This is a genomic window from Mycobacterium gordonae, from assembly GCF_017086405.1.
Taxonomy (GTDB): domain Bacteria; phylum Actinomycetota; class Actinomycetes; order Mycobacteriales; family Mycobacteriaceae; genus Mycobacterium; species Mycobacterium gordonae_D.
This window is the reverse complement of record NZ_CP070973.1, coordinates 2,666,414-2,693,307: the sequence shown is the minus strand read 5'-3', so window position 1 is coordinate 2,693,307 and position 26,894 is coordinate 2,666,414. Positions and strand designations below refer to the sequence as shown.

The window sequence follows — 26,894 nt, the reverse complement described above, 5'->3', positions numbered from 1 at the left end:
CATCGGCTCGACGGACGCAACCCGCCTCATCCCGTTTGCGCTACCGGGTCGATAAGGTGGGCGAACCACAAAAGTCTCGCCGAGGAGATTTCGATGACCAGCACCGCCTCCGGAATTGACCCCGTCGGTTCCCCGTCGCAGCGCCGAGGCTTCGGAATCGATGTCGGCGGTAGCGGCATCAAGGGCGCGATCGTCGATCTGGATACCGGTCAATTGATCGGCGACCGGATCAAATTGCTGACACCACAGCCGGCCACCCCGGATGCCGTCGCCAAGACCATCGCCGAAGTGGTCAACGGATTCGGCTGGACCGGACCGCTCGGGGTCACCTACCCGGGTGTGGTCACGCACGGCATCGTGCAGACGGCGGCCAACGTGGACAAAGCCTGGATCGGGACCAACGCCCGCGACATCATCAGCGCCGAACTCTCCGGCCAGGAGGTCACCATCCTCAACGACGCCGACGCCGCGGGCCTGGCGGAGGAACGCTACGGCGCCGGCAAGGGCCATGAAGGGCTGGTCGTGCTGCTCACCTTCGGCACCGGCATCGGTTCGGCCCTCATTCACAACGGCAAACTGATTCCCAACACCGAGTTCGGTCACCTCGAGGTCGGCGGAAAGGAAGCCGAGGAGCGGGCGGCGTCGTCGGTGAAAGAACGGAACGGGTGGAGCTACGAAAAGTGGACAAAACAGGTGACCAGGGTGCTGGTCGCGATCGAGAACGCGATCTGGCCCGACCTGTTCATCGCCGGCGGCGGGATCAGCCGTAAGGCCGACAAGTGGGTGCACTTGCTGGAAAACCGCACCCCGGTCGTCCCGGCGACCCTGCAGAACGCGGCCGGCATCGTCGGAGCTGCCATGGCGTCAGTCGGCGACGTGACGCACTGAATTTTGTCCGCTCGGCCAGTACGAGGGCAGTGTGAAGTTACAATGGTCGTCGGCGGCCGCCCAAACCGATAGCGCGCGATACTCACGCTGATATCAAACGCCGACATTCGACATAACAGACACTTTCGGTCTTCCATGCCCAGACCCACCGGAAGTGCGTCCAACTGAAGGGGTGTACGTGGCACCGACCAAGGCAAGTGCGGCAACCGATGAACCGGTGAAGCGCACCGCCGCAAAGCCTCCCGCCAAGCGCACGGCGACCAAAGCCGTCAGTGGCTCCGCGCCGGCGAAGCGGGCCGCTAAAGCCGCCGGACCTGCGGCGGACGCCGCGCCCGGCGCGGCTCCGAGGAAGACTCGCGCCAAGGCCCCCGCCAAATCCGCGGCAACCGCACCCAAGGACGCCGACGGCGCATCATCCGACGACGTCACCCTCGTGGCCGGCGAAGAACTCGACACCGACCTCGACGTGGAGCCCGGCGACGACCTGGAGATCGATGCCGGCGATCTGAGCCTTGACGACCTGGACGAGGACGTGGCACCCGACGCCGTGGACGCCGACATCGACCCGGCCGAGGCCGAGGACGGTGAGCCGGTGACGAGCGCCGTCGTCACCGCTGCACCCGTCGAGGAAGACGAGGACATCGCCGAGCCCACCGAGAAGGACAAGGCCTCCGGTGATTTCGTCTGGGACGAAGACGAGTCCGAAGCGTTGCGCCAGGCCCGCAAGGACGCCGAACTCACCGCCTCTGCCGACTCGGTGCGCGCGTACCTCAAGCAGATCGGCAAGGTCGCGCTGCTCAACGCCGAGGAAGAAGTCGAGCTGGCCAAGCGCATCGAAGCCGGCCTGTACGCCACCCAGCTGATGGTCGAGCTGACGGATCGAGGCGAGAAGCTGCCCGCCGCCCAGCGCCGCGACATGCTGTGGATCTGCCGCGACGGCGACCGCGCGAAAAACCATCTGCTGGAAGCCAACCTGCGCCTGGTGGTGTCGTTGGCCAAGCGTTACACCGGCCGTGGCATGGCGTTCCTGGACCTCATCCAGGAGGGCAACCTCGGTCTGATCCGCGCGGTGGAGAAGTTCGACTACACCAAGGGCTACAAGTTCTCCACCTACGCGACCTGGTGGATCCGCCAGGCCATCACCCGCGCCATGGCCGACCAGGCCCGCACCATCCGTATCCCGGTGCACATGGTCGAGGTCATCAACAAGCTGGGCCGCATCCAACGCGAGCTGCTGCAGGATCTGGGCCGCGAGCCCACCCCTGAAGAACTCGCGAAGGAAATGGACATCACGCCGGAGAAGGTGCTGGAGATCCAGCAGTACGCCCGGGAGCCCATCTCGCTGGACCAGACCATCGGCGACGAAGGCGACAGCCAGTTGGGCGACTTCATCGAAGACAGCGAAGCTGTGGTGGCCGTGGACGCGGTTTCGTTCACACTGCTGCAGGACCAGCTGCAGTCGGTGCTCGACACTCTGTCCGAACGCGAGGCCGGCGTCGTGCGGCTGCGGTTTGGGCTCACCGACGGCCAGCCGCGCACCCTCGACGAGATCGGGCAGGTGTACGGCGTGACCCGTGAGCGGATCCGTCAGATCGAGTCCAAGACGATGTCCAAGCTGCGCCACCCCAGCCGTTCGCAGGTGCTGCGCGACTACCTGGACTAGGCGACACTCGGTGTTGTGGCTATGAGCAGCGGTTTTGCTGCTCATTTAAGAAATACTAGAAATGTACAGCGCTGCGAGTCAAGATATCAGCCGTGGCACGTCGCAAGCCTCCCGCGCTGGACCTAGCCTTGCTGCTCCCATCTTGGGAGTTGGCGTTGCGCGCCGAGCGTAAGTCACCGCAGACGATCAAGAGCTACGGCGACGGGGTGCGAGCCTTCCTCCGCTGGTGCGGGAACAACAACCACTCCCCCGCCCTAGACCGCGACCTCGTAAAGGGATTCGTCGCGGACTTGCTCGACGGCGGCGCCGAGCCAGCGACAGCCCGGGCACGTCAGCTCGGCATACGCCGGTTTTCGGCCTGGCTGGAAGAGGAGGGCGAACTCGACTCCGACCCGCTGCTGGGACTCAAAGCCCCGAAGCTCGACACCAAAGTCACCGAGTCACTCTCCGAGTCTGAGTTACGGCGCCTGATCAAGGCCTGCGCCGGCAAGGAGTTCCGGGACCGCCGCGACGAGGCCATCGTGCGCCTCATGGCAGAAACGGGCATGCGCGCAGGGGAACTCTGCGGCCTCACCGTCGCCGACGCGGACCTCAACCGCGGGCTCGTGACCGTGCGCCGCGGCAAAGGCGGCAAGGGCCGCGTCGCACCGTTCGGCGACCAGACCGCCCGCGCCATCGACCGCTACCTCCGCGCCCGCCGCACCCACCGTCTGGCGGATACCGACGCACTCTGGCTCGGCGATCGCGGGAAGAACCTTGAGTACTACGGTCTCCACGCCGCCCTGAAGTACCGCGCCCAGTTGGCCGGACTGGTCGGCTTCCACCCCCACCTCTTGCGACACACCGCCGCATCCCGCTGGCTGGCTGCCGGTGGATCTGAGGGTGGCCTCATGGCGGTGGCCGGTTGGTCCACCCGCGACATGATCGACCGCTACACCCGCGCCACCGCAGCCGAGCGCGCGGCCGCCGAAGCACGCGGACTCAATCTTGGGGAACTATGAGCACCCCTGGACAGGGCTACCAGATCACAGTCGTCGCGTCGTCTGGGAAGAAACTGGGCGTCTTCCGATATTCCGCGCCAACCTGGGAGCGGGTCCTGCCCCGCAGTGTCCGCGCGCGGGCCACCAGCGATTACTTCTTCGCCGGCGGTGCGATTTTCGATCCTGCGGCTGGCGAAATGTTGATCGAGGCACTGTTCGCCGATGCGATGAAGAACGCTGAAAAGGAGGCGCAGAAGCTTCCTCCGGCGCAGCGTGTCGCCGACGTCGACCAAGCCTACGAACGCTTGCATGCACCGAACGTGATACCGATCGGCCGCGCCAACATACCCGCGACGATCCTGTACACCATCTTCGAGGTGGTGCGCGCTGAACAGCAACATTCGGTCAAAATCGGCAACATCGAAGCGATCCAAACGCGTCTCGGCTCAAGAATTGTCGCACTCGAAACCCTGACCCCCGAGCAGCGACAACTCGCCGAAGGTGTGGTGTACAACCAAATTCGACAAACGTTGTACTAGAGTCAGCCACGCCAGTTCTTACTGGCCCCGATCCCGGACCAGGGTCTCACGTAGCCGGGACGTGCCCGCGGCCGCGGGGCGGTATTCAGAGCACTCTCCACGGGGAGTTGCTCACCTCAGCATTTCCCGAGGTAGAGAATGCCGCTTACTCCGTCCCAGAAATCCTTACGCGGACAAATCGCCGCCCACGAATCGTGGGCCCGTACTAGTGACCGCCCTGCGCGAACCGCTAACGCGCGCAAGGCAATGCTGGAGAAATTTGAGCGCCAAGTCGACCCCGATATGGAACTCGCCCCGGCAGAGCGGGCTCGACGCGCTGAGCACGCGCGTAAGGCTTACTTCGCTCGACTAGCTCTAAAAAGTGCACAAGCACGCAGACGCCGCTCGGGCGGTGCAGCGTGAGTGGGTCCCTCGAACGAGAAAGCCCCCCAGCGGCCAACCAGGGGGCGTCTCTCGACTCATCGAATGACATGCAGGCTAGCGGCAGCGCCGACGCCGATCCCTACGACAGCACGGACCCGAGCCCGCCGCGGGCATGGGCAGCGCCACTGGACTATTGCCAGCGGCCTGCGTCGCGCTTCCACAGGCGGAACATGGCCTCGGATCGTTCCGTACCGCTCGACTGTGGTTGCCGAGATCCGTTGGGGTGCAACTGCACTCAGCCGCCAATCCGCGGAAAGGTGCTCGATGGCTGGCGAGATGCCGCCCTGCACGTGCTGGCGGTGGGCCAGATACCACTGCTGCCCATCGAAGTCCGACGCGCACTCTGGCGCCGCGGCGGCCCAGACCGTGTCCTGGCCGAGAAACTGCATGAGGCCGTCGGCGGGGCACCCGCATGAACAGCCCAGCTGAAATCCTGGCGGTGTACGGCAAGGCGTTCGATGGGGATCCGGGGCCACCAGAGCCGCCCATCCACGACGAGGCACCTCTCAACGGGTCCCACCACGTGCCGGTGCTCGCCGACAAGCTCCTGACACGCTCGGGGCTCAAAGCGCTACCTGATCCCCAACCGCTCATCTCAGGCACACTCGACTTTGGAACGACTGCCCTGCTCTACGGATACCGCAGCAGCGCAAAGACATTCATAGCTCTGGACTGGGCAGCGAGCGTCGCAACCGGACGTAGCTGGCAAGGCCGCCCCACCGAGCGTCGCCGAGTCCTATACGTGGCCGGCGAAGGCGCGTTCGGATTCAAAGCCCGGGTGGATGCCTGGGAAGTGGCCTGGCAAACCACCATCGACGACCGCAGTCTTTCGCTGCTGCCCGTACCCGTCAATTTGACCCGACCTCTTGATGTCGCCAACCTCGGCGCACTCATCAGCTGGGGCGGCTACGACTTGATCGTCCTGGACACCCTGGCCCGATGCATGGTCGGTGCTGACGAAAACAGCGCCAAGGACTGCGGAATCATCGTCGACGCGATGACGCGGCTATTGGGCCAAACGCCCAATAGCCGCGGCGTCGTGCTCGGCGTCCACCACGCCGGAAAGGACAAAAAGACCCTCCGCGGCTCGTCAGCCTTCGAAGCCGGCGTCGACACCGTGTACTCGACCAGCAGAGACGGTGCAATCATCACCCTCGATCGGGAGAAGCGTAAAGACGGGCCCGAACACGACCGCCACGAACTCAAACTCGACCCCATAGCGGGCACCAAGAGCGTCGCGATTTCTATCCACCGGGGGGTGGATAAACCGGAGCGCGCAGACCGCCTTTTGTCCACCTTTGTCCACCACTTTTCACAAACCGGCGCCAGCAAAGCAGAACTCCGAAAAGTCGCGGACATGCCGGACACGACTTTCTTCCGTGCCCTCTCTGACCTGCTGAAACACGGCGATTTGATCAATGACGGCACGGAGAAACGCCCCTGGTATCGAGCGGCGGCCCGATGAATTTGTCCACCTTGTCCACCACTTATCCACCTGTCATGCGGATCTGTCCATCCACCCCACCCCCTCTTAAGGGGGTGGATGTGGTGGATGGCCAGCCCACAGCCACGCAGAACAAGCCAACGTGAGCAACGCCAGCTTCGCCGCCTACGTTCAGGTCGCTTGCCAATGCCGCAGGGGATTCATGTGTGCCTTCTGCCGCCGCTGGCTGACATCGGCCAAACTCATTAAGACCACCCGCAGCTCGACCCAAAGGGCTCGAAATACCCGCACGAAAGCTGCAGGTGCCGCGTGAGCGTGGCCGACCTCCTTGCGGAATTCTCCGCGGTGCCGCGCCTGCCGGGCGCCTTGTGCAGAGAGCAAACCCAGTTGTTCGACGAGGCAGTCGACGACCGCCAGACGCACCAGGCGGTCGCGCTATGCCGCCGCTGCCCCGCCCTCAGCCGCTGCGCAGCCTGGATCAACGGCCTGCCGGCTGGCGCCATCTCAGGCGTCGTCGCCGGCCAAGTCCACCGACCGGAACCCGATGGACCGAACGCTGAAGGCCACCGTCGCCGCGTCCTCACGGGCTCAATCACCGCTCGGGCCCTTGAGTTCATCAACGACTGCGACCAGGTCCAGGCAGCAGACCTGGCGGCGATCGGTATCGACGGTCCGACAGCCCACGTGTACCTGCGCCGCCTGAACAAAGCGGGACTCATCAACAAGACCGGCCGCGGCCGGTACACACGCGCCAGGGCCGAGCAGTGAGCCCCGCGCCACCCCCGTTTCCCCGACTCGCCTCGACAGGGCGACAGCGAGCGACACAGCCCCAACGCGCAGCGTTGCGTGCTCAGCCCTGCCCGACGCCCCCGGGGGCGGGTCGCCGCCAAAGGTGCGCGCGGCCCGGCCGACCTCCGCCCGGGGGTGGGTCTTTCCCCCCGATGGAATTCGAAAAAAATCTCTGGGCCCCCCGTGGCTCAATTCCCCAGTTGAGATGCCGTTTCGGCAGCTCCCATTTGGACAAATTGTGAACAAACACCACCGAGAAAGGAATCAAGATGACCGAGAACCCGAAACGAGCCAACGCCGGCGATTACCGTCGGGCCGCTCTCCTCACCATGTACCGACGACAGAGTAACCAGACCGGCCAGGTTGCCATTGTTGAGGAAGTCAACGAGGCCAACCGGTCCGTCCAGTTGCTGCGCGCGCTGCTCGTCTTACACAAGACATTCATCACCCGGTTCCGCACCTCCGACGGGATCAGCCTCCTTGCCGACTACTTCCACGGAATTGCCAACCTGGAGCCGGTCGACGCCCATTCGACCGACATGGTGCGGGCTGCGCAGATCATCGACCGCTACGGTCACGACGACTCCGAGGCAATCGCCCGGGCAATGAACACCGCGGCCGCTGAAGGCCGCGCCACCGAGACGATCCTTGCCCTGCTCGACCACTACGAGGTCGCGCTACCTGAACTCAGTGGCGCCGCCGGCATCGCGTTCATCGAGGCGAACGCCGCCGCGATGCGTGAGGAGGAATTCCGGCCTGACGATGATTCCGCCGACGACGGTAGCGGCGCGTGATGAGCGAGATTGCGACTAACTGCGTGTATCCTCATCACCAGCTCGGCATCACCGGACGCCGGGAGCCTCATGGGGAGGCCACCCCGGATACGAGTGTCGCCATGCGAGACCGAATTCCGCATGAGCAACAGGTGATCCTTTGAGCGCCATCCTTTTCCGCACCGCCGGGCTGGCATCCGGCACTGGGAGGACGGTTTTCGGCACGGTCGTGCCCTACGGCCAGGTCGCTGAGGTTTCCGACGGCGGCCGCTCGTACCGCGAGCGCTTTGAATTCGGCGCATTCTCGCGCTCGATCAGCGAGCGTGGCGGCAAGGTGAAGTTGTTCACCGGTCACGACATGCGAAGGCTCCCCGTCGGGCGAGCTGTCGACCTGACTGAGCACCGTGATGGGCTGCACGCCGCGTTCGAAATCGCGGCGACCCGCGACGGCGAGGACGCCCTCGAATTGGTCCGTTCGGGCACGGTCGATTCGTTCTCGGTGGGCTTCCGGGGTGTCCGGGAGCACCTGGACGGCGACGTTGTGGTGCGCACCGAGGCGGCGCTGATGGAGGTCAGCCTGGTCGGGCTCCCGGCCTATGCGGGTGCTTCCGTGGGCGGGGTGCGGTCACAACTTGTCATTCCGCGGGCTGTTGCCGCGGCCCATCTCTCACTCATGGATTGGTGAACCCCTCATGACCGACATCGACATCGACCGAATGAATCTTGCGCAGACCCGGCAAGCCGCGCAGGAACTGTTGGACTCCACGACCGGCGACCTGGCCGGTGCGGACGCCGAACGGTTCGAGGCATTACGTGCCCGTGCCGAGCAAATCCGCGCACAGGAGCAGCAGCGCGCGACTGCCACGCGGGACCTGGTTCAGCGCCTGGCGGCCGGCGAGCTGCGTACTGAGGCCGGAAGCACTCAGGCGTCCGAGGAGCAGCTCGACCGCCCGCCGGCGCTGGCTCAGCGCGACAACGCGATGCGCACCTTGGACCGCGTCGTGAAGGCCGACCGCTTAGCCGCCCGCGGCGCCGAGCTCGTCGAGGACCTGATGAGCGCCGGCCCGGTCATCTCGCAGACGTGGGCGCAGCGCTGGGCCATCGCCACTGGAAGCGAGCACTACGAGCGGGCATTCGCCAAGAAGCTCGCCGACCCCGACAACGGACAGCTCACGTGGACGGCCGAGGAGGCCGCCGCCTGGCGCGCTGTCGCGGCGGTTCAGGCCGAGCAACGGGCTATGTCGCTCAGCGACACCGCCGGCGGCTATTTGGTGCCGCTGACGTTGGATCCGGCCGTGTTGTTGACCTCTAACGGCAGCATCAACCCTCTGCGCCAGATCGCCCGGGTGGTGCAGACCGCCACCGACGCCTGGTCGGGTGTCACCAGCGCCGGCGTGACCGCGGAGTGGATCGCAGAGGGGTCCGAGGTCGCGGACGCAAGCCCCAGTCTGGGCAACCCGTCGATCCCGGTCCACAAGGGCGATGCGTTCGTACCGTTCAGCTTTGAGGTCGAGGGCGACGCCGTGAACTTCCTTAGCGAGTTATCGAAGCTGCTCGTCGACGGCGCCGAACAACTCAACGCGACCGCCTACACAACCGGCTCGGGAACAGGCCAGCCGACCGGTCTGATCACCAAGCTCGTCGCCTCATCCGGCACGGTCCAGCTAATCCTGCCGGGCGTCGCCGAAACCCTCGCGGCCGGCGACGTGTACAGCGTGCAGAACGCGCTGCCGCCGCGGTTCCAGCCGAACGCGCAGTGGTGCGCCAACCTGTCGATCATCAACACGCTGCGGCAGTTCGAAACAAGCAACGGTGCGCTGAAATTTCCCTCGCTGCAAGACGATCCGCCCCGCCTGCTGGGCCGCGCGATGAACGAGCTGTCCAACATGGACGGCACCATTAACGCCGCAGCCAGCGAGAACAATTACCCGCTCGTGTACGGCGACTTCACCGCTGGCATGGTCATCGTCGACCGAGTCGGTTCCACGCTCGAGCTGGTACCCCACCTGTTCGGAGCCAGTCGCCGACCGACCGGCCAGCGCGGCGCCCTGCTGTGGTTCCGCACCGGCTCAGACGTGGTCATCCCCAACGCATTCCGGTTGCTGTCGATCCCGACCGCTGCCTAGTCGGCCTGCTCTGTGGGTAGCTCCGCAAGAGCCAATAGCTCGGGCCGATCTTGGTGTTGCAACCAGATGAGGAAGCTCCTATCCACCACGCTAAGACGCCGGTTGGTCTCGTCGTAGTCCAAGATGACGGGCTTGATGGCCATCTTCCCGACCTGGAGCGACGCAACGGACTGAAGAGCCTGAGTTATGTTGCCGGCGTTGATCGGAGCAGCCGGGTGGCGTTCGTCGAGCACCGCCCGGAGGTGGCCGTATTTCAGACCTCGTTCGAGTTCGGTGACGTCAGCGGTGAGAACTGGCCAGAGCAGCCATTTGAACATCTCAAGCGTTGAGGTTTGGAACCCGAGTGCGAAATTGATGATGAAACCGGTGTAGCGCGCCGAGTGGGCGTCGACTGCCTCTTTAATCAGGCTCGATGCATTCGCATCTACAACCCGGTTTGTCTGCTGTGTGCCGATTACTCCGGCACGTTCGCAGGCAAGTCGACAGCTCTCTTGAACGACGTAGACATTACTGAAACAGCCGTCTAGCAGTTCGTTCTTGAAGCCCTCGGTGAAGGTGATGTTGAGAAGGCTCTCGCCGAACTCGACTACCTCGCGTAGCTCTTCCCGCGTCCACTGGTCGGCATCTATAGCCACAAGACGCCCCGTCAGGTCACCGTTGTGTTGAACGAGCCGATTTTGGTCACGCCAAACACCGACGATGACGAAACAGTAGTGAGAGTCTTCATGAAAGGCTTTGAGCGCTACCGCGAAGTCGCGTTGCGTCTCCTCGGGGAGATAGTGGAAGTCCTCAAGGACCACGAACTGCGGGCATTGAGCGTTTTCCAGTGCCGCAATGATGTCGTTGACGTCAGCCGGATCGAGCTCCATCGGCGTCGTCACGACGTCTGTTTTCTTGGTCCCGCCGACATCGGTGGACGCCTCGGCTGTGGCCTTGTTGCCGAAGAAGTTTAAGCCGCCGCCGAGCTTGGCGGTCACCTTCGCTTCGCCACTTACCGTCCTCGTTGTCGATCCCTCGACCACGTATCCCGCGGCCTTGAGGATCGCGCTATGCAGCTGGGCAAGTGTCCACCTGTTGCCGCAGGTCACCAGCACGTAGTCCTCCGTGCGGAGGTTGTACTTCCGCAGGCAGGTTTTGCCCTGCTTTGAAGAGCCGTAGATGACGATATGTTGGTCGCGCGCTAGGGCATCGACCAACGCTTGGTCGACGGAGTCCCGAACGATGTAGTTTCCGGGGAGTTCTCTGGACACTCCGAAGACGTCATCCAAGCGGGCCCACTCAGCCATGTCCCAAACCTTAGCGCTCCGCCTGGCGGGAGTTACGTTGCTCGTGGCAACCTCGTCCCCGTAGGGGCCGTTCGCGTCAACGTCGCCGTGACCCCCAACGGCCGGACCGCTGACCTGCCGGACCGGACATGAAGCCACCCACTCGCGCGTTAGTCGGGGAGCTTGAGCCGGTCGATCGCCTCGGTCCTCTTCCCGTCGGCGACCTGGACGTAGATTGCTGTCGTTTGCAGGTGGGCGTGGCGCAGCAGGGTTTGGGCGGTGCGCAGGTCTGCGCCGGCCGCGACAAGATTCGTTCCGTACCAGTGCCGTAGCGAGTGCGGCGTGCCGGGCACGTCGGCGCGGCGCATCGCGTCGCCGATGATGTCGGACACGCTCTTGTCGCGCAGGTGCTCACCGGGCCGGCGCCCGTTGGCGGGAAACCACCACCCACGTTTCGGCATCGTCATCGCCGCGGCCACCAGCAGGTTGTGCAGGGGGATGTTGTCGGTCCGCCCGCCCTTACCCGTCACCCGCAGCACGCGACCATCGATATCGACGTCCTCGCCCCGGACCTTGGCGATCTCATGCACCCGCAACCCGGCCAGCGCCGCCAACAGAATCTTTACCCGGGTCCGGTGATGCATCCTCATTTCCAGCAGGTCACGTTATCCGGGTCGGACACTGGGCGCGGTGACCCCTTCGGTGACTTCGGCCGGGGGAGGGTCTCGGTAGCGTGGTGCCCGCCCTGCTGGCCCGACCACCGATAGAAGCTGTGGATGGCGCCGAAGTAGGCGGCCTGCGACCCTCGCCGCAGCGCCGGGTTCGCGAGGAACCGCGACACGTCGACTGCCTGCATCTCGGTGCAGTCCTTGCCGGCGTGCCCTTCGAGCCGCCGCATAATGGCCACCCCGTCGCGCACGGTGTGTTCGGAGCGGCCGGCGCCACGCATATACAGCTCCCAACCTTCCAGCGGTGGCAGGCTGCCGTCGCCGTCATCGCCGCGGACCAGCCGCAGCGAAGTGCTCATCGTTGAGCGCCTTTGTTGTCGTGCACGAGGTGAAGTTTCCGAACAGGATCAACCTGCGCAGGTACCCCGAACTCAAGATCGAAGACGGCGATCAAGGCGGCAAGAAGATCGGCTGACCACGTGCGGGCGGGGTGTTGTTCGACGCGACGTATCAGCTCCTGGCGCAGGTAGCTGAGATCGGGCAGGGCGCTCACTGTAGCCGACCCAGCTCGTCGGCGGCCCGGACGAGAAGCTTGGCGGTCTCAAGGGCCTGCTCACCGGTCAGGGGAGCGCCGTCTGCCACGCCCCACAGGCTGATGTGGCGGGTGAAGGTGCCGTCGGTCTGTTGGCGGCCGTCGATCAGGACGCACACACCGGCAGGGCCTTCATAGGTGCGCCATGTCAGTGACCGCGAGTAACCTGCTCGCTGACCGTTTTCTGCCCACTCGTCGGCGACCGCGCCGGCCGGGATCGGAACGTAGGCATAGGCGCTGTCGATGTATTCGGGCGTGATGGTCATGGTTGGGCTACCTCTCGATCGAGAGCACCGGCCAATCCAAGGTAGTGGCGCGATTGCCGCTATGTGATGACCTGCGTTTTCGCAGCTCACGTACAGCGCTAACCGGCCCCTAGTGCGCGACTACCTGGACTAGGTGTCAGCCTCCGCCCAGCAGCGTCACCGTCACTCCCCGGGAGTACGGCGAGTCGCGCAGTTCGATTGCGGCGGGCAGCGTGCCGCTGGGCACGTCGAACGCACACTTCACTAGAACTGTCGTACCCGGACCCACCCGGACGAGGTCCCCGGGCGAGTCGAGGTTCACGACGTTCGCATATCTCTTGCCTGCGCGATCTCTGAGCGTCTGGTCCTGGCAGAAGACAGATCGCGGCCGATCCCCCAGGTTCTGGACTTTCAGGTTGACGACGGCGAAAACGCCCTGAGCGGTTCGGTGGCCGGTCGTCGGTACCCCGAGGCTGATCGTCGTCACGGTCAACGCCAACTCGCCGAGCCGGACTTCATCGTTGAGCGAGGGCGCCGAATCATGCCGCGCGCCGAAGCAACCCGAGGTCGCTACGGCAACCACGAGACACGCCACACCGGCCTTGCTGCGCACCCAAGCACAGCTACCAGCAGGTGCCGCGTGGGTAAAGCAGGTAAAGCGGGTGAAGCGACCAGCCACCGTCGTACGGTGTCGCTCATGCCAGCGAGCCGCCAGAACGTCCCGTCAGACTCCCCCTTCGAGTCGGTCGTCGGTTACTCCCGAGCGGTGCGCGTCGGGCCGATGGTCGCGGTCGCCGGCACCACCGGCCGCGGTCCCGACCTTGCCGCGCAGACCCGAGATGCGTTGAGTCGCATCGAGACTGCCCTGGAGCAGGCCGGTGCGACGCTGGCCGACGTCATTCGCACCCGCATCTACGTGACCGACATCTCCCGTTGGCGCGAAGTCGGTGACGTGCATGCCGAGGTCTTCGGAGAGATCCGTCCGGCCACCACCATGGTCGAGGTGTCGGCCCTGATCGCACCCGAACTGTTGGTGGAGATCGAAGCGGACGCCTACCTCGGGTCCTGAATCCCGGTCAGAGCCGGAAAGCTCCCGTCGGCGCCCGGCAGGTACGCCGCCGACCTGATGACCGCGTCCACCGGCAGCCGTCCGTACAAGTGCGGGAAGAGCATGGACTGCGGGTCGGTCGGCACTCCCGGCTCCCACCGGACGGGCGCGTCGAGCGCCGACGGGTCGATGTGCAACAGGATCATGTCGCGGCGGCCGTGGTAGAGCCGGTTGGCCGGCAGATGAACCTGCTCGACCGTCGACAAATGGACGAACGCCTCGACGTCCGGTCCGGCAGACTCGGGAGGAAACCAGCCCCGTTCCCGAGCTGCCTCCCATTCCTGCTCAGAGCACAAACGAACCAGTATCGGACCAATTTTCGACACGGTGATTATGGACCCCCATTTGTGGGCAAATATTCGTGAGAAACGACACACCTCATAACGGTCGGGGAACAAGGCGAAAACTCCGAACGTCTGACAGAGTGAAATTACCGCCAGAACGGAGGAGCCATGAACGCAACTCTGACCAGTCCCGAGCTCACTCGAGCAGACCGCTGCGATCGCTGCGGCGCTGCCGCCCGGGTCCGCGCCAAGCTGCCTTCGGGCGCTGAGCTCCTCTTCTGCCAGCACCACGCCAACAAGCACGAAGCCAAGCTAGCCGAGCTGGCGGCGGTGCTGGAGGTCAGCGGCCAGTAATTGCTGCAGAACTCGCCCGGCCCAATGTCGCGCGTGCGAGGTCTGATGGGCAATGCTGGACGGGTATGAGCGACCAGGTCCCAAAACCGTCCCGCCACCGCGTATGGCAAATCAGCCGTAGGACGCTGTCCAAGGCCTGGGACGATTCTATTTTCTCCGAATCGGCGGAAGCCGGTTTTTGGACCTGTCTCTCGACGCCGCCGCTGCTGCTGGGCATCTTGGGCTCGTTGGCCTGGGTGGCGCCGCTGTTCGGCGCCGACACGCTGTCGTCCATCATCAAGAGCACCTTGTCGACCGCGCGAAACTTCTTCTCTCCCAACGTGGTCAACGAGATCATCGAGCCCTCCATCCGCGACATCACCACCACGGCGGGCGGTGAGGTGGCGTCGTTGGGCTTCCTGATCTCGCTGTGGGCAGGCTCGTCGGCCATTTCGTCGTTCGTCGACGCCGTGGTCGAGGCCCACGACCAGACGCCCTTGCGTCACCCGGTGCGCCAGCGCTTCTTCGCCCTGTTCCTGTACATCCTGATGCTGGCGTTCGTGGTGATCACCGCGCCGGTCGCGGTGGTAGGTCCGCGCAAGGTGAGCGAGCACATCCCGCCGGGTCTGCAGAATCTGCTGCACTACGGCTACTACCCGGCGTTGATCCTCGGTCTGATGGCAGGGGTGACCGTGCTTTACCGGGTCGCACTGCCGGTCCCGCTGCCGACGCACCGGTTGATACCGGGCACCGTGCTGGCCTCGGTGGTGTTTCTGGTCGCCACCCTCGGCTTGCGCTTCTATCTTCGGTGGATCGGCAGCACCGGCTACACCTACGGTGCGCTGGCCACACCGATCGCTTTCCTGTTGTTCGCGTTCTTCGGCGGCTTCTCGATCATGATCGGCGCCGAACTCAATGCCGCCATCCAGGAGGAATGGCCGGCGCCGGCGACACATGCACACCGGCTACGCACCTGGCTGGTCCGTCGTACCGCCGCCCTATCGGGCTCATCCGATCCCGCGCCACCGCAGTCCAACACCGCCGCGATGGCGGCGCCTGACCCGGTGGAACCGAAGGCCTGAGTCAGCCTTTCTTAAGTCGTTCGTAGATCTGCTTGCAGTCCGGACACACGGGCGAGCCGGGCTTGGCGGCCCGGGTGACGGGAAATACTTCACCGCACAACGCGACAACGTGATTACCCATGACCGCGCTTTCGGCGATCTTGTCCTTCTTGACGTAGTGGAAGTACTTCGGCGTGTCGCTACCGGTCCCGTCGTCGGTGCGTTCGCGGGTGTCGGTGCGCTCGATCGTCTGGGTGTCCATCCGTCATATTCTGCCTCCTGACCTGCCGCCAGACACCGGGGAAACGGGAAACGGTTAGGTATGCAACAGTGGAGGTATGAAGCGGGGCCCGCAGTTCGACGGCTTCGACCACGAGGGCCGGCCGGTACTGATCACTGCCGCCGCACCGTCCTACGAGGTGCAGCACCGCGCCCGGGTACGCAAGTACTTGTCCATCATGGCTTTTCGGATACCGGCACTGCTGCTGGCCGCTCTCGCCTACGGCGCCTGGCACAACGGCCTGGTGTCGCTGCTGATCGTGGCGGCCTCCATACCGTTGCCGTGGATAGCCGTGCTGATCGCCAACGACCGACCACCGCGCAGCGCCGACGAGCCACGACGCTTCGACCACGCCCGGCAACGCACCCCGTTGTTTCCCACTGCCGAACGCCCGGCCCTGGAGCCGCGACCGCACGTCGCCCCGCGGCCCGACGCGCAGACAATCGACCCGGACGGTTCCGACTAACCGTCCCTTGGCGCCACTTCTCAGGACATTCTCAGGTCATCGCCGTATTTGTGCACGTCACGGGGTGTGAGATGACGAAGGGGTGGGAACTCAACCGGCGGGCTTCTCGTTAACCACATGACAAGACAAGCCAATCGGGAGGGCGTAATGGCCGAACTCACTACACGGGCCACCACAAGCCGGTTCGACGGCGATCTGGATGCTCAAAGCCCAGCTGCAGACTTGGTGCGCGTGTACCTGAACGGCATCGGCAAGACGGCGTTGCTCAACGCCGCCGACGAGGTCGAGTTGGCCAAGCGCATTGAGGCCGGGCTGTACGCCGAGCATCTGCTCGAAACCCGGAAGCGTCTCGGCGAGAACCGGAAACGTGATCTCGCCGCAGTGGTTCGCGATGGGCAGGCTGCGCGTCGTCACCTGCTGGAAGCCAACCTGCGGCTGGTCGTGTCGCTGGCCAAGCGCTACACGGGTCGAGGGATGCCGTTGCTGGATCTGATCCAGGAGGGCAACCTCGGTCTCATTCGGGCGATGGAAAAGTTCGATTACGCAAAGGGATTCAAGTTCTCCACCTACGCCACCTGGTGGATCCGGCAAGCGATCACCCGGGGCATGGCCGACCAGAGCCGCACCATCCGGCTTCCCGTCCATCTCGTCGAGCAGGTCAACAAGCTGGCGCGGATCAAGCGCGAGATGCATCAGAACCTGGGCCGGGAAGCCACCGACGAGGAACTGGCCGCCGAGTCCGGCATCCCGATCGAGAAAATCAACGACCTGCTCGAGCACAGCCGTGACCCGGTGAGCCTGGACATGCCGGTCGGCTCCGAGGAAGAAGCGCCCTTGGGCGACTTCATCGAAGACGCCGAGGCCATGTCGGCGGAGAACGCGGTGATCGCCGAACTGCTGCACACCGACATCCGCAGCGTGCTCGCCACGCTCGATGAACGCGAACATCAGGTGATCCGGCTGCGCTTCGGTCTGGACGACGGGCAGCCGCGCACGCTGGACCAGATCGGCAAGCTGTTCGGCCTGTCGCGTGAGCGGGTTCGCCAGATCGAGCGCGACGTGATGTGCAAGTTGCGCCACGGCGAGCGGGCTGACCGGCTGCGGTCTTACGCCAGCTGAGGTGTGACCCAAGCCATTTTGGCAAGCTTGGAGGACACGGTGTGCCCGCCGCGGATGCGCGGCGGGCATACTGCTGCGGTGGGGCGTTTTGGACGAACCACTCGCGCGGCTGGCGAAGTAGACTCGGCGGCAACGGAGGATGCTGAATGAACGACCTGGTCGATACCACCGAGATGTACCTGCGGACGATCTACGACCTCGAAGAAGAGGGCGTGACGCCGCTGCGTGCCCGTATTGCCGAACGGCTCGAGCAGAGTGGACCGACTGTCAGCCAGACCGTCTCCCGTATGGAACGCGACGGCTTGCTCCGCGTCGCGGGCGACCGGCACCTCGAACTCACCGACAAGGGTCGGGCGCTGGCCATTTCTGTGATGCGCAAGCACCGCCTCGCCGAGCGTCTGCTGGTCGACGTCATCGGGTTGCCTTGGGAGGAAGTGCACGCCGAGGCATGCCGGTGGGAGCACGTGATGAGCGAGGACGTCGAGCGCCGACTGGTCAAGGTGCTCAACAACCCGACAACGTCGCCGTTTGGAAACCCGATTCCCGGTCTGCTGGACCTCGGCGTCGGACCTGACTCGGGCGCCGACGAGGTCAACCTGGTCCGGTTGACGGAGCTGCCGCCCGGATCGACGGTCGCTGTCGTGGTCCGCCAGCTCACCGAGCACGTGCAGGGCGACATCGACCTGATCGCCCGGCTCAAGGACGCGGGCGTGGTGCCCAACGCGCGCGTCACCGTCGAGAACGGTCAGAGTGGCGGGGTCACCATCCTGATCCCCGGTCACGAGAACGTCACCTTGCCACACGAAATGGCACACGCAGTCAAGGTCGAGAAGGTCTGACCACATCCCGATCCCCCTCAGCCCGCACGTTGGCCGAAGGACTGTCGCGGCGGCAACCGCACCCCGAGTTGCTCGGCCAGTCGGTAACCCGTGCCGCCCAGTCTCCGAATGTCGTTGGGCCGCAAGCCTGATTGCAATGCCTGATCCAGCATGCGAGCCATCTTGTGCGACGCGTCGCAGCGCAACGCCGCTTCCAGCGACAGCCCCGCCAATGGCCCGTCGCCGCGCACGTAGGCGCTGAACGCCAGCAATACCAGGGCCTCCACCCGCCAGGGCTGCGGCAGCACGCGCGCCAGCAACGCCCACAGCGACTCAGCCGCGTCGGCGTCCTCCCCCACGGCGAGCGCATACAACGTGTCACGTACCTGGACGTCGGTTAGCGCGCAGCCCACCTCGGCCACATCGGAGTCCGACAACGACTCCCCGCCGTTCACCCGCGCAGCGGCCGCGATCGCGTTTTCCACATCGCGACGGCTGCAGGCGGCGGGATCGCTGCCGTGGGCGATCTCGCGCGCAAGTGCCGCCCGCTCGAGCGCCCCTGCCACTCCCGCGCTGCGCCGGGAGTCCAACGCGATCACCGCCTGCAGGTCGGCACGCCGGGAATAGAGGCGGCGGCCTTCCACGACCGCCGCGACCGCCAGCGGCGACGCCGAAGGGTCGTCGATCTCGCCGCCCGCGCAGCACCCGTCCACGCAATGCCAACGCCCGCCCGCGACGACCCGGTCCACCACATGCGCCGCATATCGCTCGACGCCGCGCCGCTCCAGTGCGTCGGTGAGCGCTTCGCACAACCGCCGGTGCTCCTCATTGCACCCCGGACAATTCGCACCCTCGGCGTCGACGATCACCACGATGGCCGCGGCCGGATCCGCCGCGGCAGCGAGCTCGGCCAGTTGGTCCACCCGCTCGCCGAGGTCGTCGGACAGGTCGGCCCGCAGCACCGCCCCCAGACCGCCGTCCTCAAGGGTCAGCAACACCAGCGATTTCTCCGGCACAAAGCCGAGGATGGCCGGCAGCGCGGCGATCAAAGTGGCGGGGCGGCTCAATTCAAAGCGTGATCGATGCGTAGTCATGGCGTCCACGGTGGCGATCGGCACCGTCACTTTGCGCTCGCGCAACGTGATTCAGCCGCCCGCTTGTGGAGAAAGTCGCGACTGTGGGCTCTATCGTCTACACATGACTTCGATGCGCGAGTACGACCTGGTCGTTATCGGATCCGGGCCCGGCGGCCAGAAGGCCGCGATCGCGGCAGCCAAGCTGGGCAAGTCGGTCGCGATCGTCGAGCGTGGCCGGATGGTCGGCGGCGTCTGCGTCAATACCGGCACCATCCCGTCGAAAACCCTGCGCGAGGCGGTCGTCTACCTGACCGGCATGAGCCAGCGCGAGCTCTACGGTGCGAGCTACCGCGTCAAAGACAAGATCACCCCAGCCGACCTGCTGGCCCGAACTCAGCACGTGATCAGCAAGCAGGTCGACGTGGTGCGCTCACAGCTGATGCGAAACCGGATCGACCTGGTGCTGGGACACGGTCGCTTCATCGACCCGCACACCGTCCTGGTGGAGGAAGACGCCCAGGGCGAGCGCGTGACGGTCAGCGGCGACTACATCGTCATCGCCACCGGCACCAAGCCGGCACGCCCGTCGGGCGTCGAGTTCGACGAGAGCCGGGTACTGGACTCCGACGGCATTCTCGATTTGCGGTCGTTGCCGACATCGATGGTGGTCGTCGGCGCCGGCGTGATCGGCATCGAGTACGCGTCGATGTTCGCGGCATTGGGCACCAAGGTCACCGTCGTGGAGAAGCGCGACACCATGCTCGACTTCTGCGACCCGGAGATCGTCGAGGCGCTCAAGTTCCACCTGCGCGACCTCGCGGTGACCTTCCGGTTCGGCGAGGAGGTCACCGCCGTCGACGTCGGCTCGTCAGGAACCGTGACGACCCTGGGCAGCGGCAAGCAGATTCCCGCGGAGACGGTGATGTACTCGGCCGGCCGCGAAGGCCAGACCGAGCACCTGGGCCTCGAGAATGCCGGTCTCGAATCCGACCATCGCGGAAGGATTTTCGTCGACGATCAATTCCGGACCAAGGTCGAGCACATTTACGCCGTCGGCGACGTGATCGGTTTCCCGGCGCTGGCCGCCACCTCGATGGACCAGGGCCGGCTGGCTGCCTACTACGCCTTCGGCGAACCCACCGAGGGCATCACCGAACTGCAGCCCATCGGTATCTACTCGATTCCCGAGGTGTCCTATGTCGGCAAGACCGAAGTGGAGCTGACCAAGGACTCGATCCCGTACGAGGTGGGCGTGTGCCGCTACCGCGAACTGGCCCGCGGCCAGATCGCCGGCGACAGCTACGGCATGCTCAAGCTGCTGGTTTCCACCACCGACCGCACCCTGCTGGGCGCCCACATCTTCGGCACCAGTGCCACCGAGATGGTGCACATCGGGCAGGCGGTCATGGGCTGCGGCGGCACCGTCGACTACCTGGTCGATGCGGTGTTCAACTACCCGACGTTCTCCGAGGCATACAAGGTGGCGGCGTTGGACGTGACCAACAAGATGCGCGCGCTGCACCAGTTCCGGCGCTGAAGACGAGCGCAGCGGGTCACCACCGGTGTCGCAACCTCAGCAGGTGTCGTCGTAGTCGGCCGGGGGGCTGTCACCGGGACCGCCGGCTTGCGCGCGGGCCAGGAGCTGCGCGGTGCGCTCATCGAAGGGCGCGGAGTACGAGATGTTCTCGGTGCAACCGCCGCCTTCGAACCCACCGACGACCCCGACGACCGTCGACCCGCTCATCCAGGGCGCGCCACTGGTTCCGTCGACGAGGCCCTGGCAAGGCAAGGACGGGAACCCGTCTTCGGTGACGCTGGTGGTGCCCTGACAGGCGACAGGCCGGCCGCCGACACCGGCGGGGTAACCGGTGACACTCACCCGGCTGCCGGCCGGCGGTGCGGTCCCCAGCGTCAGTGCCGCGCCGGCCCGGCCCTCCACCGATCCGGTGCCGCGTACCTTGGCGATCGCGTAATCCGCCTGCGGATCCCGGCTGGCGACCCACCGGGCGTCGAAGAACACCTCGTCGACGGTGAACGTGTCGGTGGTCGTCGCCTCACCTGCAAACCCGGGCACGAAGGTGGCGTCCAACTCACCGAGCAGACAGTGCGCTGCCGTCAGCACCAGGTCACCACCCGCCGAATGCACCACCGACCCGGTGCAGACGTGTAGGTTGCCGCCCTCCCGCGCCGTCCCGCGAAAGATCGCGCCGACCCGCGGATCCGGCGCCGGATTCTCCGGGTCGCTCAACCGCTGCACCGAGCTGCCCGGCCGCGGCGCGGACGAGCCGGCGACGGACCCATGATGGACCGGCCGGGCGCATGACGTCACCAACACCGCCAGGCTCACCAGCAGGCAGAGAATCGACGTCACGGCGCGCATCGGATTCCATCATGCCTGACCGGGCGTGCTGGCAAGCGAATAGAAAGTCAGCCCCGTGCGTTGACACCTGGTGCAGCAAAAGGCTCGGGTCACCGATACTGGAGAGCCCGATCGATTGAGGGAGACTGGACAGGGCACCCTAGAGAGACCTTGGAGAACCTGAGAGGAGGCAGCACCAATGTCCGATCACTACGACCCCGAAGAGGCACAGGAATACCAGCCAGGACAACCCAGCATGTACGAACTGGAGTTTCCGGCGCCTGTCTTGTCCACGTCCGACGGCCGGGGCCCGGTGTTGGTACACGCCCTGGAAGGCTTCTCCGACGCCGGTCACGCGATTCGGCTGGCGTCGCGGCACCTGAGAGCGGCGCTGGATACCGAACTGGTCGCGTCGTTCGCCATCGACGAACTGCTGGATTACCGCTCGCGCCGGCCACTGATGACGTTCAAGACCGATCACTTCACCCACTACGACGACCCAGATTTGAGCCTGTACGCGCTGCGCGACTCCGTCGGCACCCCGTTTCTCCTGCTGGCCGGCATGGAGCCGGACCTGAAGTGGGAGCGCTTCATCACCGCGGTGCGACTGCTCGCCGAACGGCTGGGAGTGCGCCAGACCATCGGTCTGGGCACGGTGCCGATGGCTGTTCCGCACACTCGGCCCGTCACCATGACCGCGCACTCGAACAACGCGGCCCTGATCGCGGAATTTCAACCGTGGATCTCCGAAATCCAGGTTCCCGGCAGCGCTTCGAACCTGCTGGAGTACCGCATGGCACAGCACGGTCATGAGGTCGTCGGATTCACCGTGCACGTCCCGCACTACCTGACCCAGACCGACTACCCGGCCGCCGCCCAGGCGCTACTCGAGCAGGTCGCCAAGACCGGATCGCTGGAGTTGCCGCTCACCGCACTTACCGATGCGGCCACCGAGATTCGGGCCAAGATCGACGAACAGGTTCAAGGCAGCGCGGAAGTGGCTCAAGTGGTGGCCGCACTCGAGCGCCAGTACGATGCGTTCATTGACGCTCAGGAAAACAGGTCCTTACTGACCAACGACGAGGACCTACCTAGCGGCGATGAGCTTGGCGCCGAATTCGAGCGGTTCCTGGCTCAGCAGGCTGAGAAGAAATTCGACGACGACGACAATCCGAAGTAACTGCTTCCGATACGCCTACCCGGCCCGACAACGAGGTTGCCGAACATGACCGAGCGGACGCGCAATCTCCGCCCGGTGCGCGAAGTGACATCCCCGTCGCTGCAGTTCCGCACCATTCACGGCTATAAGCGGGCCTTCCGGATCGCGGGATCCGGTCCAGCGATCCTGCTGATCCACGGCATCGGCGACAACTCGACCACCTGGACCGGCGTCCACGCCAAGCTGGCGCAGCGTTTCACCGTGATCGCTCCGGACCTGTTGGGCCACGGCAAATCCGACAAGCCTCGCGCCGACTACTCCGCCGCCGCCTACGCCAACGGAATGCGCGACCTGCTCAGCGTGCTGGACATCGAACGCGTGACCATCGTCGGTCATTCGCTCGGCGGCGGTGTCGCCATGCAATTCGCTTACCAGTTCCCGCATCTGGTCGACCGGCTGATCCTGGTGGGCGCCGGGGGTGTCACCAAGGACGTCAACATCGCGTTGCGGTTCGCGTCGCTGCCGATGGGCGCCGAGGCGTTGGCGCTGTTGCGGTTGCCGATGGTGCTGCCGGCCGTGCAGTTTCTGGGTCAGGTGGCGGGGCTCGCGCTCGGTTCGACGGCCATCGGCCGAGATCTGCCCAACATGCTGCGCATCCTGAACGACCTGCCGGAGCCGACGGCGTCCTCGGCGTTCACCCGCACCCTGCGGGCGGTCGTGGACTGGCGTGGCCAGATCGTCACCATGCTCGACCGATGTTATTTGACCGAAGCGATTCCGGTGCAGATCATCTGGGGCGAGAAGGACTCGGTGATTCCGGTCCGGCATGCCCACATGGCGCATGCCGCGATGCCCGGATCCAGACTCGAAATCTTCGAGAATTCCGCCCACTTCCCATTCCACGACGACCCGGCCAGGTTCCTCGACATCGTCCAACGCTTCATCGACACCACCGAGCCACCCGAATACGACCAGGCAGCCCTACGGGAGCTGCTGCGCAGTGGTGGCGGTGAGCGCACCGTGTCCGGACCCACCGACACCCGCGTCGCGGTTCTGAACGCCATGGGAGCCGACGAGCGCAGCGCCACCTGACCGGCCGTCGTATCGTCGGGCCATGAGCATCGACGTCACCGTCCTACGGGTGTTGACCGACGCTGACGGAAACTTCGGCAATCCGTTGGGTGTGGTCGACGCCAGCTTGGTCGACCCCGCCGATCGGCAGCGTGTCGCATCCGAATTGGGTTACAGCGAAACCGTCTTCGTCGATCCGCCCAATGCGGGCGCATCAACCGCGCAGGCGACCATCTACACCCCACGCACCGAGTTGCCCTTCGCCGGCCACCCGAGCGTCGGAGCGTCGTGGTGGTTGCTGCGGCGCGGAACGCCGATCAACACCCTGCATGTGCCCGCCGGCCTCGTCCGGGTGAGTTATGTCGACGACCTCACCGCGATCAGTGCGCCGGCGGAGTGGGCTCCGGAGTTCGCCATCCACGATATGGACTCACCAGAGGCGGTGCTGCAGGCCGATCCCGCCGATTTTCCCGACGACGTCGCACACTATCTCTGGGCGTGGTCCGACGAGGGGTCGGGGTCGATCCGCAGCCGGATGTTCGCGTCGAATTTGGGGGTGGCCGAAGACGAGGCGACCGGCTCTGCGGCGGTGCGGATCACCGAGTACCTCAGCCGCGATCTCGTAATCACGCAGGGGCTGGGATCGCTGATCTGGACCACCTGGAGCGCGGACGGTTGGGTGCGGGTCGCCGGGCGAGTTGTCGACGACGGTGCGCGGCAGGCGGGCTGACGTTCAGCTTTCCCGGTGGAGCACCGCGGCCACGTGATGCTGCTCGGGCTGCCCCACCGCGCCCATCCGCAGCGAGTAGGAGAGCTCGTCACCAGCGATCCGGAAGGAGCGGCTCAGTGCCGTCACTTCTTTGGCGGTCGGGGTCAGTGCTATCGCGCTGGTCGCCAACTCCAGTTCGACGACACCGTCGACAACCGTGTACGTGCCCAGTTCGATCTCAGCGATTCCGCTGGGATGAGCAAGGACGAACTCGATCTTCGCCGGCTCAGGCACGCGCAGGTAACCCAATTCGGCGTGCAGAGGTCTGCCGTCGGAGGCCGCCTTGGTCTTTTTCGCGTAGACCAGAAACGGCTTTCCCACGTGCGTGAAGGCGATTTCTTCGAAGTACTCGAACGGCTGGATGGTGGGGTACTCCCCCGCCCCCTTCCCGGACCAGGTGCCCAGCAACGGCGCCAGTGCTTCCAGGTCGGGATGTAGGTCTTTCGGCATGTAAGGAGCCTAGGGCTACGCTCAGCCCGGCGTCGACACGTTGCGGTGGGCGCGCAGGGCTTCGATCTCCCGCTCGAAGTCGTCGGCTGAGGAGAACGACCGGTACACCGAAGCGAACCGCAGGTACGCGACTTCGTCGAGGTCACGCAGCGGACCCAAGATGGCAAGACCGACCTCGTGGCTCGGTACCTCCGGGCCTGCGGCACGAACCGAATCCTCCACCTGTTGCGCCAGGAGGTTCAGCGCGTCGTCGTCTACCTGACGCCCCTGGCAGGCCCGGCGTACGCCACTGATCACCTTCTCCCGGCTGAAGGGCTCGGTGACGCCACTGCGCTTGACCACGGCCAGAACGGCGGTTTCGACGGTGGTGAATCTGCGCCCGCACTTAGGACACGAGCGGCGGCGGCGGATGGCCTGACCTTCGTCGGTCTCCCTCGAGTCGATCACCCGGGAATCGGGATGCCGGCAGAACGGGCAGTGCATAGCCGCTCCTTCGCCGCGCCTGACGTGGGGTACCGCAGAACCCCCACGAGAGTACCTGTGCGGCTCCTGGTGTGGCCAACGTTGGCGCTATTGGTCCCGAAGCCGACGATGACGGCCGAGGGACGTTGGCGCGGCGCGTTATTCACCCGCTACCGTGCGGTTCACCCGATCGGGGCGATCAACGTCTGGCCGGCGGACACCGCGTTGGAGTCCAACGCATTGAGATTGCGGATGCGTTCCACGACGTCATGAACCGGCGCGCCGGGTGCGACCCGCGTCGCCAGTTGCTGCAGCGACTCCCCTGGTTCCACGCGCACCACGGCGAGCGCCGCGGGCACCTGCGCCGCCGTGTCGGCCGGTTCGTCGTTCAGCACGCTGCCGAAGTTGGCCATCAGCCCGAGCCAGAGCGTGGTGACGCCGGCCAGCAGGGCCAGACCCATCGTCGTCAACGCGGAGACCGGACGGCGCCGGTGCGATGCCGTCGACATTGCGACGCCGGTGCCGAAGTAGCGCAGCGGCGCGCCGCCCGGACGCGCCGGACCAGGCCTGTTCGACCGGCTCTGCCCGGCACGGTAAGCAGGCGACTCGTCGATCGGCCTGTTGGCAGGCCTGGTCACCAGCCGCTGGGAGTTCCAGGTGCGCTGCGGGCCCGCGTAACTGATTGTCATGTCGGTTGCCTCCGGTCGACGAAATATCGCTCGTGTGTTCGACCCTAGTCGCTCAGGTGTTCGATTTCGAACACCTGAGCGACGCGTGTCGTACGAGCAAAACGGTAGACCTCACCACCGACAAGGCTTTGTCGGTGCAACCAGCTGGATGAATTCCGGATACCCGATCCGGCCGAAAGTTACACACTTGTGATTCCGCAGATCCGGGGTGGCGAGGCGGGCCGTCCCGGCACGGCGACACGCGTGTCGAACACATGTTTGATTCTTCGGTCGGGTCCGGTTACATTCAGTGGCATGAGCGACAGCAACGACCCCCCAGCGGACAACCGATTGCACGCCGTGGACGCGACGCTGACCGAGCGCCAGCGCACCATCCTCGAAGTCATCCGCGCTTCAGTCACCACTCGCGGTTATCCGCCGAGCATCCGGGAGATCGGTGACGCCGTCGGCCTGACGTCGACTTCCTCGGTGGCCCATCAGTTGCGGACCCTGGAGCGAAAAGGTTATCTGCGCCGCGACGCCAACCGGCCCCGGGCCGTCGACGTGCGCGCGGCCGATGACGCGGTGACACCGCCCACCACCGAGGTGGCCGGGTCGGACGCGTTGCCGCAACCCACCTACGTCCCGGTGTTGGGCCGCATCGCCGCAGGCGGTCCGATCCTGGCCGAGGAGGCCGTCGAGGACGTTTTCCCGTTACCGCGTGAACTGGTCGGCGAGGGAACGCTGTTCCTGCTCAAGGTCGTCGGCGACTCGATGGTGGAAGCCGCCATCTGCGACGGCGACTGGGTGGTGGTGCGTCAGCAGCACGTCGCGGATAACGGCGACATCGTCGCCGCCATGATCGACGGCGAGGCTACGGTCAAGACGTTCAAGCGGGCAGGCGGTCAGGTGTGGCTGATGCCGCACAATCCGGCATTCGATCCAATCCCCGGAAATGACGCGACCGTGCTCGGCAAGGTCGTCACCGTCATCCGCAAGGTATAGCGGCGCAGACC

Annotated in this window: 33 protein-coding genes; 21 read left to right on the top strand and 12 right to left on the bottom strand. The window is 65.4% G+C overall.

Translation table 11 applies throughout. The features are described from left to right. The first annotated feature begins 93 nt into the window (after window positions 1–93). The 10 genes from ppgK to JX552_RS11505 all read left to right on the top strand — a co-directional run bounded on the left by ppgK (window position 94) and on the right by JX552_RS11505 (window position 9,625). Entirely contained in the window at window positions 94–888 is a 795-nt protein-coding gene (ppgK, locus tag JX552_RS11550) for a polyphosphate--glucose phosphotransferase (RefSeq protein WP_205877545.1), read from the top strand. A gap of 178 nt (window positions 889–1,066) precedes the next feature. Continuing rightward, entirely contained in the window at window positions 1,067–2,551 is a 1,485-nt protein-coding gene (locus tag JX552_RS11545) for an RNA polymerase sigma factor (protein WP_205877544.1), read from the top strand. 92 nt (window positions 2,552–2,643) lie between these two features. Continuing rightward, entirely contained in the window at window positions 2,644–3,552 is a 909-nt protein-coding gene (locus JX552_RS11540; RefSeq protein WP_241011008.1) for a tyrosine-type recombinase/integrase, read from the top strand. 176 nt (window positions 3,553–3,728) lie between these two features. Continuing rightward, on the top strand, window positions 3,729–4,070 hold the full coding sequence (locus JX552_RS11535; protein ID WP_205877543.1) for a hypothetical protein: 342 nt from the start codon (window positions 3,729–3,731) through the stop codon (window positions 4,068–4,070). Between the two features lie 680 nt (window positions 4,071–4,750). Next, the gene (locus JX552_RS32250) at window positions 4,751–4,909 is read left to right on the top strand and encodes a hypothetical protein (protein ID WP_241011007.1); all 159 of its coding nucleotides are present in this window, start codon (window positions 4,751–4,753) and stop codon (window positions 4,907–4,909) included. Continuing rightward, the gene (locus JX552_RS11525) at window positions 4,906–5,958 is read left to right on the top strand and encodes an AAA family ATPase (RefSeq protein WP_205877541.1); all 1,053 of its coding nucleotides are present in this window, start codon (window positions 4,906–4,908) and stop codon (window positions 5,956–5,958) included. The genes JX552_RS32250 and JX552_RS11525 overlap by 4 nt, the downstream gene beginning before the upstream one ends. A 288-nt stretch (window positions 5,959–6,246) precedes the next feature. Further along, complete coding sequence (locus JX552_RS11520; protein WP_205877540.1) at window positions 6,247–6,705, top strand: WhiB family transcriptional regulator; 459 nt, start codon at window positions 6,247–6,249, stop codon at window positions 6,703–6,705. 290 nt (window positions 6,706–6,995) lie between these two features. Next, window positions 6,996–7,520: a hypothetical protein gene (locus JX552_RS11515; protein ID WP_205877539.1), complete on the top strand. Its 525-nt coding sequence runs from the start codon at window positions 6,996–6,998 to the stop codon at window positions 7,518–7,520. 139 nt (window positions 7,521–7,659) lie between these two features. Further along, window positions 7,660–8,184, top strand: coding sequence for an HK97 family phage prohead protease (locus JX552_RS11510; protein ID WP_205877538.1), 525 nt, complete (start codon window positions 7,660–7,662; stop codon window positions 8,182–8,184). Between the two features lie 7 nt (window positions 8,185–8,191). After that, window positions 8,192–9,625 carry a phage major capsid protein gene (locus tag JX552_RS11505; RefSeq protein WP_205877537.1) on the top strand — a complete coding sequence of 478 codons (1,434 nt, stop codon included), beginning with the start codon at window positions 8,192–8,194 and terminating at the stop codon, window positions 9,623–9,625. Here JX552_RS11505 and JX552_RS11500 read toward each other — a convergent pair. The 5 genes from JX552_RS11500 to JX552_RS11480 form a co-directional block, all read right to left on the bottom strand. Next, window positions 9,622–10,911, bottom strand: coding sequence for an ATP-binding protein (locus JX552_RS11500; RefSeq protein WP_205877536.1), 1,290 nt, complete (start codon window positions 10,909–10,911; stop codon window positions 9,622–9,624). The genes JX552_RS11505 and JX552_RS11500 overlap by 4 nt on opposite strands. A gap of 149 nt (window positions 10,912–11,060) precedes the next feature. Continuing rightward, complete coding sequence (locus JX552_RS11495; RefSeq protein ID WP_241011006.1) at window positions 11,061–11,540, bottom strand: tyrosine-type recombinase/integrase; 480 nt, start codon at window positions 11,538–11,540, stop codon at window positions 11,061–11,063. Continuing rightward, a complete protein-coding gene (locus JX552_RS11490; RefSeq protein WP_205877535.1) occupies window positions 11,537–11,917 on the bottom strand; it encodes a site-specific integrase in 381 nt (126 codons plus the stop codon). Before JX552_RS11490 ends, JX552_RS11495 begins: the two co-directional genes overlap by 4 nt. Before the next feature lie 190 nt (window positions 11,918–12,107). Next, entirely contained in the window at window positions 12,108–12,416 is a 309-nt protein-coding gene (locus JX552_RS11485) for a hypothetical protein (RefSeq protein ID WP_205877534.1), read from the bottom strand. Between the two features lie 136 nt (window positions 12,417–12,552). Beyond that, window positions 12,553–13,008, bottom strand: coding sequence for a DUF4352 domain-containing protein (locus JX552_RS11480; RefSeq protein ID WP_205877533.1), 456 nt, complete (start codon window positions 13,006–13,008; stop codon window positions 12,553–12,555). An 84-nt stretch (window positions 13,009–13,092) separates the two neighbouring features. Between JX552_RS11480 and JX552_RS11475 the strand changes: the two genes are divergently transcribed. After that, window positions 13,093–13,464, top strand: a complete 372-nt coding sequence (locus tag JX552_RS11475) for a RidA family protein (RefSeq protein ID WP_205877532.1) — start codon at window positions 13,093–13,095, stop codon at window positions 13,462–13,464. Here JX552_RS11475 and JX552_RS11470 read toward each other — a convergent pair. Then, complete coding sequence (locus tag JX552_RS11470) at window positions 13,449–13,829, bottom strand: DUF952 domain-containing protein (protein WP_431195944.1); 381 nt, start codon at window positions 13,827–13,829, stop codon at window positions 13,449–13,451. The two genes, JX552_RS11475 and JX552_RS11470, sit on opposite strands and share 16 nt — an antisense overlap. Window positions 13,830–13,955: 126 nt before the next feature. Between JX552_RS11470 and JX552_RS11465 the strand changes: the two genes are divergently transcribed. Beyond that, on the top strand, window positions 13,956–14,141 hold the full coding sequence (locus tag JX552_RS11465) for a DUF7455 domain-containing protein (protein WP_055578419.1): 186 nt from the start codon (window positions 13,956–13,958) through the stop codon (window positions 14,139–14,141). 65 nt (window positions 14,142–14,206) lie between these two features. Beyond that, window positions 14,207–15,202 (top strand): YihY/virulence factor BrkB family protein, encoded by a 996-nt coding sequence (locus JX552_RS11460; RefSeq protein ID WP_205877531.1) that lies wholly within the window; start codon window positions 14,207–14,209, stop codon window positions 15,200–15,202. A 1-nt stretch (window position 15,203) separates the two neighbouring features. Here JX552_RS11460 and JX552_RS11455 read toward each other — a convergent pair whose 3' ends face one another. After that, window positions 15,204–15,443, bottom strand: coding sequence for a DUF3039 domain-containing protein (locus tag JX552_RS11455; RefSeq protein WP_205877530.1), 240 nt, complete (start codon window positions 15,441–15,443; stop codon window positions 15,204–15,206). A gap of 76 nt (window positions 15,444–15,519) precedes the next feature. Here JX552_RS11455 and JX552_RS11450 point away from each other — a divergent pair, with 76 nt between their 5' ends. The 3 genes from JX552_RS11450 (at window position 15,520) to JX552_RS11440 (ending at window position 17,885) form a co-directional block, all read left to right on the top strand. After that, window positions 15,520–15,927 carry a DUF3099 domain-containing protein gene (locus JX552_RS11450; protein ID WP_205877529.1) on the top strand — a complete coding sequence of 136 codons (408 nt, stop codon included), beginning with the start codon at window positions 15,520–15,522 and terminating at the stop codon, window positions 15,925–15,927. Window positions 15,928–16,074: 147 nt separating this feature from the next. Further along, window positions 16,075–17,046, top strand: a complete 972-nt coding sequence (sigB, locus tag JX552_RS11445) for a sigma-70 family RNA polymerase sigma factor SigB (RefSeq protein WP_065134405.1) — start codon at window positions 16,075–16,077, stop codon at window positions 17,044–17,046. Window positions 17,047–17,192: 146 nt separating this feature from the next. Beyond that, window positions 17,193–17,885 carry an iron-dependent transcriptional repressor DtxR gene (locus JX552_RS11440; RefSeq protein WP_205877528.1) on the top strand — a complete coding sequence of 231 codons (693 nt, stop codon included), beginning with the start codon at window positions 17,193–17,195 and terminating at the stop codon, window positions 17,883–17,885. A gap of 17 nt (window positions 17,886–17,902) precedes the next feature. Here the strand turns inward: JX552_RS11440 and JX552_RS11435 are convergent, their stop codons facing one another. Continuing rightward, window positions 17,903–18,958, bottom strand: a complete 1,056-nt coding sequence (locus JX552_RS11435) for a DUF4192 domain-containing protein (RefSeq protein WP_205877527.1) — start codon at window positions 18,956–18,958, stop codon at window positions 17,903–17,905. A gap of 112 nt (window positions 18,959–19,070) precedes the next feature. Between JX552_RS11435 and sthA the strand changes: the two genes are divergently transcribed. Then, window positions 19,071–20,477: a Si-specific NAD(P)(+) transhydrogenase gene (sthA, locus tag JX552_RS11430; protein WP_205878376.1), complete on the top strand. Its 1,407-nt coding sequence runs from the start codon at window positions 19,071–19,073 to the stop codon at window positions 20,475–20,477. Window positions 20,478–20,513: 36 nt separating this feature from the next. Here sthA and JX552_RS11425 read toward each other — a convergent pair whose 3' ends face one another. Next, window positions 20,514–21,320 (bottom strand): trypsin-like serine peptidase, encoded by an 807-nt coding sequence (locus JX552_RS11425; protein WP_205877526.1) that lies wholly within the window; start codon window positions 21,318–21,320, stop codon window positions 20,514–20,516. A gap of 178 nt (window positions 21,321–21,498) precedes the next feature. Between JX552_RS11425 and JX552_RS11420 the strand changes: the two genes are divergently transcribed. Genes JX552_RS11420 through JX552_RS11410 form a run of 3 tightly spaced genes read left to right on the top strand, consistent with a single transcriptional unit; the run spans window position 21,499 to window position 24,259 of the window. After that, window positions 21,499–22,479, top strand: coding sequence for a proteasome assembly chaperone family protein (locus JX552_RS11420; protein ID WP_205877525.1), 981 nt, complete (start codon window positions 21,499–21,501; stop codon window positions 22,477–22,479). Window positions 22,480–22,524: 45 nt separating this feature from the next. Then, a complete protein-coding gene (locus tag JX552_RS11415; protein WP_205877524.1) occupies window positions 22,525–23,550 on the top strand; it encodes an alpha/beta fold hydrolase in 1,026 nt (341 codons plus the stop codon). Between the two features lie 22 nt (window positions 23,551–23,572). Then, window positions 23,573–24,259, top strand: a complete 687-nt coding sequence (locus tag JX552_RS11410; protein WP_205877523.1) for a PhzF family phenazine biosynthesis protein — start codon at window positions 23,573–23,575, stop codon at window positions 24,257–24,259. Between the two features lie 3 nt (window positions 24,260–24,262). On the opposite strand, the gene JX552_RS11405 is transcribed toward JX552_RS11410, so the two are convergent. The 3 genes from JX552_RS11405 to JX552_RS11395 all read right to left on the bottom strand — a co-directional run bounded on the left by JX552_RS11405 (window position 24,263) and on the right by JX552_RS11395 (window position 25,899). Next, entirely contained in the window at window positions 24,263–24,748 is a 486-nt protein-coding gene (locus JX552_RS11405) for a peroxynitrite isomerase (RefSeq protein ID WP_205877522.1), read from the bottom strand. Window positions 24,749–24,769: 21 nt separating this feature from the next. Continuing rightward, window positions 24,770–25,231, bottom strand: a complete 462-nt coding sequence (gene nrdR / locus JX552_RS11400; RefSeq protein WP_205877521.1) for a transcriptional regulator NrdR — start codon at window positions 25,229–25,231, stop codon at window positions 24,770–24,772. Window positions 25,232–25,392: 161 nt separating this feature from the next. Beyond that, entirely contained in the window at window positions 25,393–25,899 is a 507-nt protein-coding gene (locus JX552_RS11395) for a LysM peptidoglycan-binding domain-containing protein (protein ID WP_205877520.1), read from the bottom strand. Between the two features lie 294 nt (window positions 25,900–26,193). Here JX552_RS11395 and lexA point away from each other — a divergent pair, with 294 nt between their 5' ends. Continuing rightward, window positions 26,194–26,883: a transcriptional repressor LexA gene (gene lexA / locus JX552_RS11390; protein WP_205877519.1), complete on the top strand. Its 690-nt coding sequence runs from the start codon at window positions 26,194–26,196 to the stop codon at window positions 26,881–26,883. Window positions 26,884–26,894: the final 11 nt, after the last annotated feature.

Excerpts from the sequence above, each read along its gene's own strand:
- ppgK (WP_205877545.1), top strand. The coding sequence starts at position 94 with ATGACCAGCACCGCCTCCGGAATTGACCCCGTCGGTTCCCCGTCGCAG.
- JX552_RS11535 (WP_205877543.1), top strand. The coding sequence starts at position 3,729 with ATGTTGATCGAGGCACTGTTCGCCGATGCGATGAAGAACGCTGAAAAG.
- JX552_RS11525 (WP_205877541.1), top strand. The coding sequence starts at position 4,906 with ATGAACAGCCCAGCTGAAATCCTGGCGGTGTACGGCAAGGCGTTCGAT.
- JX552_RS11515 (WP_205877539.1), top strand. The coding sequence starts at position 6,996 with ATGACCGAGAACCCGAAACGAGCCAACGCCGGCGATTACCGTCGGGCC.
- JX552_RS11505 (WP_205877537.1), top strand. The coding sequence starts at position 8,192 with ATGACCGACATCGACATCGACCGAATGAATCTTGCGCAGACCCGGCAA.
- JX552_RS11500 (WP_205877536.1), bottom strand. The coding sequence starts at position 10,911 with ATGGCTGAGTGGGCCCGCTTGGATGACGTCTTCGGAGTGTCCAGAGAA.
- JX552_RS11495 (WP_241011006.1), bottom strand. The coding sequence starts at position 11,540 with ATGAGGATGCATCACCGGACCCGGGTAAAGATTCTGTTGGCGGCGCTG.
- JX552_RS11490 (WP_205877535.1), bottom strand. The coding sequence starts at position 11,917 with ATGAGCACTTCGCTGCGGCTGGTCCGCGGCGATGACGGCGACGGCAGC.
- JX552_RS11485 (WP_205877534.1), bottom strand. The coding sequence starts at position 12,416 with ATGACCATCACGCCCGAATACATCGACAGCGCCTATGCCTACGTTCCG.
- JX552_RS11475 (WP_205877532.1), top strand. The coding sequence starts at position 13,093 with ATGCCAGCGAGCCGCCAGAACGTCCCGTCAGACTCCCCCTTCGAGTCG.
- JX552_RS11465 (WP_055578419.1), top strand. The coding sequence starts at position 13,956 with ATGAACGCAACTCTGACCAGTCCCGAGCTCACTCGAGCAGACCGCTGC.
- JX552_RS11460 (WP_205877531.1), top strand. The coding sequence starts at position 14,207 with ATGAGCGACCAGGTCCCAAAACCGTCCCGCCACCGCGTATGGCAAATC.
- JX552_RS11455 (WP_205877530.1), bottom strand. The coding sequence starts at position 15,443 with ATGGACACCCAGACGATCGAGCGCACCGACACCCGCGAACGCACCGAC.
- JX552_RS11450 (WP_205877529.1), top strand. The coding sequence starts at position 15,520 with ATGAAGCGGGGCCCGCAGTTCGACGGCTTCGACCACGAGGGCCGGCCG.
- sigB (WP_065134405.1), top strand. The coding sequence starts at position 16,075 with ATGGCCGAACTCACTACACGGGCCACCACAAGCCGGTTCGACGGCGAT.
- JX552_RS11440 (WP_205877528.1), top strand. The coding sequence starts at position 17,193 with ATGAACGACCTGGTCGATACCACCGAGATGTACCTGCGGACGATCTAC.
- JX552_RS11435 (WP_205877527.1), bottom strand. The coding sequence starts at position 18,958 with ATGACTACGCATCGATCACGCTTTGAATTGAGCCGCCCCGCCACTTTG.
- sthA (WP_205878376.1), top strand. The coding sequence starts at position 19,071 with ATGCGCGAGTACGACCTGGTCGTTATCGGATCCGGGCCCGGCGGCCAG.
- JX552_RS11425 (WP_205877526.1), bottom strand. The coding sequence starts at position 21,320 with ATGCGCGCCGTGACGTCGATTCTCTGCCTGCTGGTGAGCCTGGCGGTG.
- JX552_RS11420 (WP_205877525.1), top strand. The coding sequence starts at position 21,499 with ATGTCCGATCACTACGACCCCGAAGAGGCACAGGAATACCAGCCAGGA.
- JX552_RS11415 (WP_205877524.1), top strand. The coding sequence starts at position 22,525 with ATGACCGAGCGGACGCGCAATCTCCGCCCGGTGCGCGAAGTGACATCC.
- JX552_RS11410 (WP_205877523.1), top strand. The coding sequence starts at position 23,573 with ATGAGCATCGACGTCACCGTCCTACGGGTGTTGACCGACGCTGACGGA.
- JX552_RS11405 (WP_205877522.1), bottom strand. The coding sequence starts at position 24,748 with ATGCCGAAAGACCTACATCCCGACCTGGAAGCACTGGCGCCGTTGCTG.
- nrdR (WP_205877521.1), bottom strand. The coding sequence starts at position 25,231 with ATGCACTGCCCGTTCTGCCGGCATCCCGATTCCCGGGTGATCGACTCG.
- JX552_RS11395 (WP_205877520.1), bottom strand. The coding sequence starts at position 25,899 with ATGACAATCAGTTACGCGGGCCCGCAGCGCACCTGGAACTCCCAGCGG.
- lexA (WP_205877519.1), top strand. The coding sequence starts at position 26,194 with ATGAGCGACAGCAACGACCCCCCAGCGGACAACCGATTGCACGCCGTG.